This window comes from Undibacterium umbellatum, from assembly GCF_014284125.1.
In the GTDB taxonomy this organism is placed as follows: domain Bacteria; phylum Pseudomonadota; class Gammaproteobacteria; order Burkholderiales; family Burkholderiaceae_D; genus Undibacterium; species Undibacterium umbellatum.
The window spans coordinates 398,261-410,022 of record NZ_JACOFX010000002.1 but is presented as its reverse complement, the minus strand read 5'-3'; the positions used below and the strand labels follow the sequence as shown (position 1 = coordinate 410,022).

Here is an 11,762-nt window from a genome sequence, read left to right as displayed (position 1 = left end):
GCGCAGACTGTAGAGAATGCCACCATGAACAGGCCATGGTGGCAGGCAGGATATTATTTATAGCCGAGTTTGACGGCTTCTTTATTCACATTGGCAATCAAATCTTTGCCTATGCGACCTTCCATGTCTTTCTGTACTGGCAACAAGGTCTTGCGCCATTCGGCTTTTTCCTTGTCGGTCAAAGCGTAAACCGTCGTTTTGCCAGATTTCTTGACCGCTTCCAGAGAATTATCATTCTCTTGCTGGGCGATGGCGTTGGCATACTTGGTTGACGACTTCATCGCCTCATCCAGCTGTACGCGCACATCGGCTGGCAATCCATCCCAGAATTTTTTATTGACGATCACCGCATATCCCAAATAACCGTGGTTGGTGACGGTCACATGCTTTTGCACCTCATGCATTTTCTGGGTGTAGAGGTTGGATGGCGGATTCTCTGTGCCATCAACCACACCGGTTTGCAATGCCTGATACACCTCGGAGAATGCCAGCACCTGAGGATTGGCGCTCAAGGCACGCATTTGCGCATCCAGCACTTTGGATGATTGTATGCGCAGCTTTTGGCCCTTCATGTCTGCTGGCAAATGCATGGGCTTGTTGGAAGACATGACCTTGAAGCCATTGTCCCAAAATGCCAGGCCAGTGATTCCCTTGGATTCGAGTTTTTTCATCAAATCCTTGCCAATAGGGCCTTCAGTCACTGCATACAGCACATCTTTGGAAGGGAAAATGTAAGGCAGATCGAAGACTTCAAATTCCTTGACGCCCAAGGGGCCAAACTTGGCCAGCGAAGGGGCCAGCATCTGCACGGCACCTAATTGCAGGGCTTCCAGTTCTTCCTTGTCTTTGTACAAAGTGCTGTTAGGATACAGTTCAACCTTGACGCGTCCCTTGGTGGCTTTTTCTGCCAACTCCTTGAAACGTTCGGCAGCCTTGCCTTTTGGCGTATCGTTTGCCACTACATGACTGAATTTGATGACGATGGGTGCCTGTGCAAACGCAGCACCACTCACCACAGAGGCAGCCACCAGAGAAAACAACAGGGATTTCAGTTTCATCTTTGTCTCCGATCTTTATAAGGGTTATTACACTGATTATTTCAACCAAAGCATTATCTTGCAACTGTGGAAAACCACAAGGCTTAATTGTTTTTCTGTGCATCTGTTGATAAACCCCACGCTGAAGTAAACTATCAAGATGAAAAGTTCGCACCGTTCCCAATCCTGGCCCAACCAAAAATGGCGCTGGATTATCCCCATCTTGCTGTTGTTGTTGTTTTTGTCCACGCTGATCTGGTTACCGTGGCAGGCGCAACGCATGGAAGCCAATGAGCGTCAGGAACAATTGATTGCTGATTCGCTGTGGGTAGAGCAAGCCATACAGTTCCAGCTCACCCGCAATGATGAAGTCTTGCGCCAGATAGGCAGCGACATCAAGGCAGCAAAACTCCAAAAAGAAGCTGTGCTTGAGCGTTTCAACACCATACTCAAGAACAATCGTGAAATCCAGCGCATCGCCTGGTATGACGTCAGCAACAAGGTCCTGGTTGATACCAGGGAATCCCTGCAAGCCAGCGCCGAACGCCTGCCCTTGCCCCATTTTGAATTTGGCTCGCTGGATATCAGTGAAGAAACGGCATGTCTGAAACCCGTGCTTGAGATCAATGCCAGGAATGCCTACCTCATGCATTGCCAGATCCCGCTGGTCAGGGATGAGCGCCGGATAGGCAGCATGATGATCAGCTACCGCATGAATGCCTTACTGGAAGAGCTGGTACCCTGGTGGTTTGCCCAGGATAATCAAATAACCATCACCGATATCGATGACCGCATCCTTGCCGAACGCAGTGCCGGTGGCAGCGGCAAAAACGTCTATACCCACAGCCGTGCCCTTGAGTTACCCAGCCTGACCCTGGTATTGCGGACCAATAGCATCAAGACTGAACCAAAGTTACTGTCCAACTTGCTGGTGCTGTCAGTCATTCTGTTATCGATAGGCCTGATCTGGAGCTTACTGGCGCTGTGGCGGGATATCAACCGGCGACTGGCCGCAGAAGGTGCCTTGCGCCAGCAAGTCACTTTTCGCACCGCGATGGAAAATTCACTGGTCACAGGCTTGCGCGCACGCGACATGACTGGCCGCCTGACCTATGTCAACCCGGCGTTTTGCCGCATGGTGGGTTTCCCGGCGGAAGAAATCATAGGACGCATCCCCCCCATGCCTTATTGGGCACCGGAGGCCATAGAAGAATACCAGCAACGCTTTACCCAGTTGTTGGCAGGCACTGTTCCTTCAGAAGGTTTTGAAACTATCTACCAGCATGCCAGTGGTGAACGCATTCCTGTGCTGATTTATGAATCGGCTCTGATTGATGAGCATGGCAAGCAAACGGGTTGGATGAGTTCCATTCTCGATATTTCTGAACTCAGGCGGGCGCAGGAATTGAGCCGCCAGCAAGAAGAAAAACTGCATACCAGCGCCAAGCTTGCCACCATGGGCGAAATTGCTTCCATGCTGGCGCATGAACTGAATCAGCCACTGGCGGCCATTTCCAGTTATACCACTGGTGCAGTCAACCTCTTGCAGGCTGGTGTGATGGACCGCAGTCTCTTCCAGAGTGCGCTGGAAAAAGTCAATGCCCAGGCACAGCGCGCTGGCCAGATCATACGTAGCGTGCATGAATTCGTGAAAAAACGCGAAGCCGCCCGCGAGCCTCTGCAAATTGCCGACTTGATACAAAGCGCCATGCCACTGGTAGAGCTACAGGCGCAGGCCAGCCATGTCGCCCTGCAATGGAAAATCAAGCCCCAGTTACCCTTGGTACTGGCAGACCGCGTGCTGCTTGAGCAAGTGCTGCTGAACCTGACCAGAAATGGCATCGAGGCCATGCAAACCACAGCACCAGAAAAACGCATACTGCGAGTGGAAGCGGTGCTGGATGAGGCCAGCCAGCAAATCATCGTCAGCGTGACCGACCGAGGCCATGGCATACCGGCTGAAGTGGCAGAAAAGCTGTTTTCACCGTTTTTCACCACCAAGTCTGCGGGCATGGGCATGGGTTTAAATATCTGCCGCACTGCGATCGAATTCCATGGCGGCAGGCTCTCACATCATGAAAATCCAGCCGGTGGTACTATTTTCCAATTTGCCTTACCAATACAAGACTAGCGCAACAAAAGCAGCGCGCCAGATAATATACAGGAGACAACATGCTACATATCATTGACGATGAAGAGGTCATACGCGACTCTTTATCCTGGCTGGCCAGGTCCAGGCAAATTGCTGCACACAGCTATGAAAGCGCAGAAAAATTCCTGCATGCGCTCGACAAGCCCCTGATCTTTGATAGCCAGGGTGATTGCATCTTGCTGGACGTTCGCATGCCCGGCCTGACCGGCATCAATCTGTTTGAAATGCTGGCGGCCAGACAATTGACCAAACGCCTGCCCGTGATCTTCCTGACTGGCCATGGGGATGTGCCGATGGCGGTAGATACCTTAAAACGCGGTGCTTTTGATTTTTTTGAAAAACCCTTCAATGACAACAAGCTCATGGACAGAGTGCAGGAAGCCCTGGCAATGTCCCGCCAGGCAAGTTCTGCGGCACTGGTACACGACCGCCTTGCCAGCCTGTCTGCCAGGGAAAAAGAAGTGCTGGACCTGATCTTGCTAGGCAAAATGAACAAGGTCATCGCCGATCAACTGGGCATCAGCATGCGTACCGTCGAAGTGCACCGCGCCCATATCTTTGACAAAATGCAGGTCAAGACTGCAGTAGAACTGGCGGGATTGCTGAAGTAAAGAACGATGTCGATTTTCACCCTGCTATTCCCCGACTTTAGCCTGATACTCATCGGTTTTCTGCTGGCACGTCATGCTCACTGGGGTGGGCATTTCTGGGCTGGGGTGGAAAAGATCGTTTACTTCATCATGTTCCCCGCCCTGCTGTTTTACACCACATCGCGCACCCGTTTTGACTTTCACTCGACGGGGCATTTACTGCAGGTCGCTGTCATCACAACCGCTTGTGGCATGTTGCTGGGCTGGATGGCAAAATTCATGTTCAAGACTGCTCCCAGGATATTTGAATCAGGCGTACAAACTGCATTTCGCTTCAACTCCTATATCGCCCTGGCCATCGCCTCGCGCATGGCTGGCGAACAGGGCACCGCGCTGATGGCCTTGCTGATAGGTTTTCTGGTCCCCATGTGCAATATGGGTGCCGTGTATGCCCTCGCGCACAATAGCGGCAGGCTCATGAAAGAAATCGCCAGCAACCCGCTGGTCATCGGCACCGCCAGCGGCGTCTTGTTCAGTGTGCTTGAGATTCCCATACCTGAAGGTATTACCGCCACTCTGTCACGCCTGGGCAATGCCTCGATTGCGCTGGGTTTGCTGGCCGTCGGCGCTGGCATGCGCCTGTCTGGCCTGCGTGAAGCCAAGGGCATCGCTGCCTATTTTTTATCAGTGAAGCTGCTGGCCCTGCCATTGATCGCCTTGTTCCTGGGTCGCTGGCTGGAATTGCCGCCACTGCAACTGCAAATCGCCGTCGTCTTCTGCGCCCTGCCTACCGCATCCAGTGCCTATGTACTGGCAGCACGCATGGGCGGCAACGGGCCGTTTGTAGCGTTTTTGATTTCGGCAAGTACAGTGTTGTCTGTGTTGACTTTGCCGGTGTGGTTGAGTTTGGTGCGGTGAGGGGACGCCTATCTCAAGCGATTATCTTGAACCAACTTAACTGCAGCTATATCAATCATTCGCGAACAGTTGAAATAGAGAATAAGCGGCAATTGTATTAACGTCGCTCCTGCGTAGGCAGGAGGCCACCGGGCTGGCGCTCCAGCGGCGTTGCTTGTCTGCCGTACGCTGATTAAAACGATTGCCCATCATGGATACAAGCCGGGTCTCGGCCCGGCGGCCGAAATACTTTCTTTGCTTCGCCAAAGAACGTATTCAAAGAAAGGCGACCGCAGACTCGCTCCCTTCGGGAGTGCCCATTTATGCAGTGCAAAAAATGGGAAATGCCCGCAACTCGCCTGCGGCTCAAACATCGGTCATTTCTGATCCATTTTCTGCACTACACAAATGGCTTCGTCCCAAGCGGGTTAAAGTCAAAAACAACCCCAACGTCAAAAACAACAGCAACCCCAAAACAGCCGTTGATCGACGGCAATCGACAATACACAAATATTGGTTGCATTGACGTTGCTGTTGATTCTGTTTTTGACTTTAATCCGCTTGGGACGATGTAATTTGTGCGTCACAGAAAATGGATCAGAAAGCTTCGTGTTTGAGCCGAAGGCGAGTTTCGAAGTTTTCCCATTTTTTGGGATGCACAAATTATGCTGAAGCGCAGCGTAAGCACCCGAAGGGCGAGTCTGCGGTCGCCTTTTCTTTGGATACTTGCTTTTGGCGAAGCAAAAGAAAGTATCTCGGCCGCCGGGCCGAGACCCGGCTTGTATCCACGAAGGGCAATCTTTTAGTCAAAACACAGCATAAAACAACCGCCACTGGAGCGGCGACAAAATGATTGCCGTTAATTCACCGAAATGCGGTTTGCGTCCATGAAGGGCAATCGTTTTAATCAAAGTACATTTGAACCGAAAGGTTAAAACTCGCAATTTTTCATGTCAGGGAAATCACACCCTTCATCCTCAATCGCCACAAGACGAACAGAAGGCCGCATCTCAAAAACAAGCAAATGATAATGAAATCCACGACCTCCATGACCATACCGTATCGCCCATTTTGAACCAGAATATCCCGCCCAGTTAATCCCACGCCAGGGCAGCGCTGCATCTCTTCTAAAATCGGTTTGTTCGTACTTTTCGCCAATATCGGCGAAAGAGCACTGATGACAAAGATCGACAAGGGCCTTCATCACCTCAGTTGGAATAGCTACCTTTGCATTGACTGGTGTATATCCAGCTTTGTTAAAAGCTGGTTCAGAATAGCCACAGGCAGTTGCCAGTAACACCAAGCAAAGAATCGGAATTAATTTTAATTTCAATTTCTTCACACTACAACCCCATGCTGCACCAACGCCCATTCAACATGCTCCCTCACCATCTCCGACGGATGCGTCAATCGCGCCTGCAAGGCCGCCACAATCTCTGCATCACCCCGCATGCTGGCCGCCGCATTTCCCAAGCCAACTGCGATATTCCGTAACCAGCGTTCATGTCCGATGCGCCGTATCGGGCTGCCCTCCAGCATGCGCAGGAATTGTTCTTCAGTCCAGGCAAACAAATGCACCATGCGGGCATTGTCGAGACCGTTGCGGACAGAAAAATCATCCACGGCTGCAGCCTGGGCAAATTTATTCCAGGGGCACACCAGCTGGCAATCATCGCAACCGTAGACGCGGTTGCCGATAAGGGGTCGCAACTCTACCGGTATGCTGCCGTGCAATTCTATGGTCAGGTAAGACACGCACAAACGCGCATCGACGGTATAAGGTGCGACTATCGCCTTGGTGGGGCAGACATCCATGCAGGCGCTGCACTGGCCGCAGTGCTGGCCGACTGGTTCATCGACTGGCAAGGGAATGTCAATCAGGATTTCACCAAGAAAAAACATCGAGCCAGCCTCGCGGCTGAGTAACAGACTATGTTTTCCACGCCAGCCCAGGCCAGCCTTGGCTGCCAGCGCTACTTCCATGACGGGTGCAGAATCGGTAAATACCCGGTAGCCGAAGGGGCCTATGGCTTTTTCTATGCGCTCAGCCAGTTGCTGCAGGCGGGTGCGCAAGACTTTGTGGTAGTCGCGGCCACGTGCATACAGTGAAATCACGGCCTTGTCTGCCGCCTGCCCCTGTTCTTCAGCACGCCAGCTTTCAGTCTTTGGTAGATAGTTCATGCGCGCAGAAATCACTCTGACCGTGCCCGGCACCAGCTCTGCTGGGCGCGTGCGCTTAGTACCATGGCTGGCCATATAAGCCATTTCGCCGTGGTAACCGGCATCCAGCCAGGCCTGGAAGCTGCCTTCTATATGCGACAGATCGACATCAGCTATGCGTAGTTCGGCAAAGCCCAGTTCTTTGCCCCACAGGCGTATTTGCCCCGCCAGATCGGCCAGGGCTGTGCTGTCCAGACTCACGCGCTCGGCCCTCTGGTGTACACAGAATGAGGGTGTTGTGCTATGTTAGGCAGATTCATGAATAGGAACTTTGCAGGAAATGTCACATTATAAGACCACACTCGCCGATGAAGCAGCTACCCAGGCCCTGGGTAAATGCCTGGCGCATGCGCTGACACCGGGCATGAGCATCTTTTTGCATGGCGACCTGGGTGCAGGCAAGACCGCCCTGACACGCGCCATGATCCACGCGGCTGGCCATCATGGCAACGTCAAAAGCCCGACCTATACCCTGGCTGAGCCTTACCAGGTCACACTCAAGGGCCAGACTGTCACCATCATGCATTTTGACCTGTATCGCATGATTAGTGCAGATGAATTTGCTGAAGCAGGCTTCCGGGAAGAGTTTAATGACAGCAATATCTGCGTCGTTGAATGGCCGGAAAAAGCCGATGGCGTGCTGCCAGAACCGGACTTGAATGTATTTTTGCGCGTCGCCGGTGACGGTCGTGAGGTAGAATTGCACGCGTTGTCTGCCAAAGGTATCGCATGTCTCGCATTACTCAAGTTTGCCCCGAATCTGTAAGCGCTGAAAATACTACTGCGCTTTCCAAAAAACGCCGTGTCCTGCTCAAAGCAGGCGGCACCCTGCTGCTCTCCGTCATCGCCCCGGCTGCCAATGCGGCACAGATACTGGCGGTCCGTGTCTGGCCAGCAGAAGACTATACCCGTGTCACGCTGGAAAATGACAGTGAGCTGAAAACCAATCATTTCGTACTGAAAGACCCCTACCGCCTGTTTGTCGATATCGAGGGGCTGGAGCTGAATGCCAAGCTCAAGGAGCTGGTCGCCAAGATCAAGTCGAATGACCCCTACATCAAACAAGTGCGTGTGGGGCAAAATCGCCCCAACGTCGTGCGCCTGGTGTTCGATTTGAAAGAAGAAGTCAGCCCGCAGGTATTTACCCTGCAACCTGTAGGGAATTACAAACACAGGCTGGTTTTCGATCTGTATCCGGCCAACCCGGTTGATCCCCTGACTGCGATGATAGAAAAAGGGGAATGGGATAAGGATACCAGCAAGATTGCGCAAGCCCCGGCCAGCACCGTCAACCCTGCCGACATCCTGGCAGGCAAGAGCGATGGCAAAGTGGATTTGAAGCCAGAAATCAGGCAGGATGACAAGCCTGAGATCAAACCAAACACAACTGCCGCAGTAGAAAAACAAGAAAAGCCAGCTGACAAGCCTGCTGAAAAACCGGTACAACTGACACGCATGATCACCATTGCCATCGACCCTGGGCACGGTGGTGAAGACCCCGGCGCTATTGGTCGCGGTGGCAGCCGTGAAAAAGACGTGGTATTGGCGATTGCCAAGCGCCTCAAGGCCAAGATCGAGCAACATCCAAACATGCGCGCCATGCTGACCCGCGATTCAGATTACTTTGTCCCGCTGAATGTCAGGGTACAAAAAGCCCGCGCAGTGCAAGCGGATTTGTTCATGTCCGTGCATGCCGATGCTTTTATCAACTCCAGTGCACGCGGTTCATCCGTGTTCGTTTTGTCAGAAAAAGGGGCCAGTTCGACTGCCGCCCGCTGGCTTGCGGATAAAGAAAATGCTGCCGATCTGATTGGTGGCGTCAATATCAAGACCCATGACAAGCAGCTTGCCAGCGTCTTGCTGGATTTATCGACCACAGCCCAAATCAATGACAGTCTGAAGCTGGGCAAGGTAGTACTCAGTGAAATCAGTGGCATCAACAGGCTGCACAAAGGTTCAGTTGAGCAAGCTGGCTTTGCCGTATTGAAAGCACCTGATATCCCCAGCATATTGATAGAAACCGCCTTCATCTCCAACCCGGAAGAAGAAGCCAAGCTAACCGACAATGCCTACCAGGACCAACTGGCAGAAGCCGTCATGAAGGGTATCAGGAAATATTTTTCCAAGAACCCACCGCTTGCTAAAAACCGCATGACTTGAGAATACCTATGGACGGCAACAATTGAAAACCTTGATTTTGACCATGCTGGCTTTGACACTTGCTGTGCCTGGCCATGCTGAAGATATCACAAGCATCCCATCTTATGTGGAAATGAAGGTTCTTAGTTGCTCCTCCGCCCTGCCCTTGATAGAGCAAAAGATAAAAGGCGAGGGTTATTCCGCAAAAGAACTGGAAGAAACCCGTATCTCAGCCAAGTATTTCAGTCTGTTCACTGCCCAGCCCTTACAAGAAGTGGAATACATACGATCCTACTATGATCATAGTATGGACACTTACAAAGGACGCATAAAAAACCTGAACAAGACAGTTGTGCGCCAATTCATGTCACCCGGAAATAGTGTCGATTTCTGCAATACCTACTATCTTGGCAAGACGCAGGTTTTTGAAATCACCAAAGGACTGTCCTGTGGTGAGATCAAAGCCAGTCAAAAACATGTCACGATCGCGCAATGTCTCACTGAATTACCAACAGCACATGGCATGCAGGTAAAAATTAGCGAGATGAAAAAATTTCCGACGCGTTGAATCACGCATAACGAACGCGCTTAAAACTCTCTAAGACCAGCACGCCTCTTTTATCTTTTTCAGGGCTTGTTCGAGTATATCCAGCGACACCGAACCTATCGCCAGCCGCAAGGCATGCGGCACAGATGCCCCAGCGGAAAACGCATCGGCAGTTGCCACCATAATGCCCTGCTCTGCCAAAGCAGCAGCAACTTGTTCCGCCCGTGAAGTTTCCGGCAAACTCAACCACAAATAATAAGAAGAGGGATGCGCTGTCAGCATACAGCCATGCAGGACCGCTTGTGCCAGCTTCTGTCTTTGCCTGGCGTCTTTGCGCTTCCTTACTTCCAGTTCGTCGACGACACCCGCTTCTATCCACAGGCAAGCCAGGGCTATCATCAAGGAAGGTGTATTGCCGGATGTGACGCGAATTGCTGTTTCCAGTGCAGGTATCAATGCTAGCGGTGAAGCCAGCATGCCTATGCGCAAACCCGATGCCACGCTCTTGGATAAACCGGAAACATACACAGTTTGCTCAGACGCATAAGTAAACACTGGCTTTGGCGCAGGCTCTGCCAGAAAGGCATAGGCCCCGTCTTCGATGATCAAAAAATGATGTTTTTGAGCTAGTTGCGCGAGTTGTTTCCGTTCGCCATCAGTCATTACTGACCCCATGGGATTATGCATGGTCGGCATCACATACACGGCACGCACTGGCCGCCGCTTGCACAGCGCAGCCAGGGCTGGCAAGTTCAATTTGCCTGCTGCCAGCGGCAAGGCTTCCACATCCAGCCGTGCTGATTGCGCCAGGGTTTTCATGCCAGGGAAAGTCAGTGCATCCATGACCAGGATGTCCCCCGGTGCCAGTAAGGCCTGTACAGTCACCGCCAGCGCCTGTTGCGCACCGTTGACGATGAGTACCTGTTCCGCAGGCAGGCGCAAACCACGGTTACGTAAATGGCGGGCAATGATCTGCCGCTCATGCGGTCGGCCACCTTGGGGTGCGGCATGCAACAAGGCATCCAGATCACCTGAACTGGCGATGCAACGCAAACCTTCGCGCAGCATTTCGTCTTGCCCTGGCAGGCAAGGATAATTAAAAATCAAATCTACCGCACCCGATTGCAAGGTCTGCTGCTCCAGCCCCAAGCCACGTGGCAGGCTGGTATCGCGCACAAAAGTGCCGCGCCCCATCTCGCAGGCGACCAGGCCATGCGTCTCCAACTCGGTATAGACGCGGGACGCCGTTGCCAGGGCAATGCCCTGCTCCCGCATGAGCTTGCGCAAGGTTGGCAATTGCGTGCCAGGTCGCAATTTGCCGCTACGTATGCGGGCAGCATAATCATCAACGATGGATTTGTAACGAGCCAGGGCCATAAAATAGTAACAAGATAGTATCTAGAACAATTTTTTTACTGTATCAGATCAAAAGACTACACTGCCTGCATCTTTTCAGCAATCACCAGGATAGCTAACATGATCAGTTTAAGTACCCTCGCCACCTTCAGCATCGCCGTCTTGCTGTTGCTGTGTTCACCCGGCCCGAACATGGCTTTCGTCATGACTTGCGGCATGCAGCATGGTGTGCGTGGCGGTGTCGCCGCTGCATTGGGCATCGGGCTTGCCGATACCCTGCTGACGATACTGACCGCTTGTGGAATCACCGCCATCATCATCGCCTGGCCACCTTCATTCGATTTGATACGCTATGCCGGTGCACTATATTTGCTCTGGATGGCATACAAGGCTCTGCACAAGTCTGCGCCTGTGACGCAAGCTGCCAACCAGACTACGTCCCTGCGCAGCGTTTTTGCCCGCTCTTGCCTGAACAGCCTGCTCAATCCCAAGGCCCTATTATTCTTCATGGTGTTCTTGCCGCAATTTGTCGATGCGCATGCGGGCATGGTGACGCAACAATTGCTGTTGCTGGGCGTGGTGTTGACCATCATCAGCACTGTCTTCCATGCCTTGTTGGGCAGCTTTGGCCATGTCATTCGACAGGCCCTGATGCGCCATGCCAAAGTGGCCAGATTGCAGGCACGCTTACTGGCAGCCGTGTTGTCCTTGCTGGCCCTGCGTCTCTTATTGATGACACGTTAAAACTTACTTTTGTTGTCTTAAATTTCTCTTATGCTATGATTTGTTGGTCGACTCTCAGTTCTCACTTCTCACTCTAAACA

12 protein-coding genes are annotated in these 11,762 nt (G+C 52.2%); 8 read left to right on the top strand and 4 right to left on the bottom strand.

All coding sequences use genetic code 11. The annotated features are described in order from the left end of the window. Positions 1-53: 53 nt before the first annotated feature. Positions 54-1,058: a TRAP transporter substrate-binding protein gene (locus tag H8L47_RS06335; protein WP_186952425.1), complete on the bottom strand. Its 1,005-nt coding sequence runs from the start codon at positions 1,056-1,058 to the stop codon at positions 54-56. 139 nt (positions 1,059-1,197) lie between these two features. Between H8L47_RS06335 and H8L47_RS06330 the strand changes: the two genes are divergently transcribed. The 4 genes from H8L47_RS06330 to H8L47_RS06315 all read left to right on the top strand — a co-directional run bounded on the left by H8L47_RS06330 (position 1,198) and on the right by H8L47_RS06315 (position 5,202). Beyond that, positions 1,198-3,168, top strand: a complete 1,971-nt coding sequence (locus H8L47_RS06330; protein WP_186952423.1) for a sensor histidine kinase — start codon at positions 1,198-1,200, stop codon at positions 3,166-3,168. A gap of 41 nt (positions 3,169-3,209) precedes the next feature. After that, positions 3,210-3,800, top strand: a complete 591-nt coding sequence (locus H8L47_RS06325; protein WP_186952421.1) for a response regulator transcription factor — start codon at positions 3,210-3,212, stop codon at positions 3,798-3,800. Between the two features lie 6 nt (positions 3,801-3,806). Beyond that, the gene (locus H8L47_RS06320; RefSeq protein WP_186952419.1) at positions 3,807-4,697 is read left to right on the top strand and encodes an AEC family transporter; all 891 of its coding nucleotides are present in this window, start codon (positions 3,807-3,809) and stop codon (positions 4,695-4,697) included. A gap of 190 nt (positions 4,698-4,887) precedes the next feature. Further along, positions 4,888-5,202, top strand: a complete 315-nt coding sequence (locus H8L47_RS06315; protein ID WP_186952417.1) for a hypothetical protein — start codon at positions 4,888-4,890, stop codon at positions 5,200-5,202. Between the two features lie 405 nt (positions 5,203-5,607). On the opposite strand, the gene H8L47_RS06310 is transcribed toward H8L47_RS06315, so the two are convergent. Together H8L47_RS06310 and queG are read right to left on the bottom strand one after the other, a co-directional pair. Further along, entirely contained in the window at positions 5,608-6,018 is a 411-nt protein-coding gene (locus tag H8L47_RS06310; protein ID WP_186952416.1) for a hypothetical protein, read from the bottom strand. Then, on the bottom strand, positions 6,015-7,097 hold the full coding sequence (gene queG / locus H8L47_RS06305; RefSeq protein WP_186952415.1) for a tRNA epoxyqueuosine(34) reductase QueG: 1,083 nt from the start codon (positions 7,095-7,097) through the stop codon (positions 6,015-6,017). Before queG ends, H8L47_RS06310 begins: the two co-directional genes overlap by 4 nt. Before the next feature lie 79 nt (positions 7,098-7,176). Between queG and tsaE the strand changes: the two genes are divergently transcribed. The 3 genes from tsaE to H8L47_RS06290 are packed head-to-tail and all read left to right on the top strand — an operon-like array spanning position 7,177 to position 9,603. Then, a complete protein-coding gene (tsaE, locus tag H8L47_RS06300) occupies positions 7,177-7,662 on the top strand; it encodes a tRNA (adenosine(37)-N6)-threonylcarbamoyltransferase complex ATPase subunit type 1 TsaE (RefSeq protein ID WP_186952413.1) in 486 nt (161 codons plus the stop codon). After that, positions 7,626-9,056 carry an N-acetylmuramoyl-L-alanine amidase gene (locus tag H8L47_RS06295; RefSeq protein WP_186952411.1) on the top strand — a complete coding sequence of 477 codons (1,431 nt, stop codon included), beginning with the start codon at positions 7,626-7,628 and terminating at the stop codon, positions 9,054-9,056. Before tsaE ends, H8L47_RS06295 begins: the two co-directional genes overlap by 37 nt. A 22-nt stretch (positions 9,057-9,078) precedes the next feature. Continuing rightward, entirely contained in the window at positions 9,079-9,603 is a 525-nt protein-coding gene (locus H8L47_RS06290) for a hypothetical protein (RefSeq protein ID WP_186952409.1), read from the top strand. 30 nt (positions 9,604-9,633) lie between these two features. Here the strand turns inward: H8L47_RS06290 and H8L47_RS06285 are convergent, their stop codons facing one another. Next, the gene (locus tag H8L47_RS06285) at positions 9,634-10,959 is read right to left on the bottom strand and encodes an aminotransferase-like domain-containing protein (RefSeq protein ID WP_186952407.1); all 1,326 of its coding nucleotides are present in this window, start codon (positions 10,957-10,959) and stop codon (positions 9,634-9,636) included. 99 nt (positions 10,960-11,058) lie between these two features. Here H8L47_RS06285 and H8L47_RS06280 point away from each other — a divergent pair, with 99 nt between their 5' ends. Then, entirely contained in the window at positions 11,059-11,682 is a 624-nt protein-coding gene (locus tag H8L47_RS06280; protein ID WP_186952405.1) for a LysE family translocator, read from the top strand. Positions 11,683-11,762: the final 80 nt, after the last annotated feature.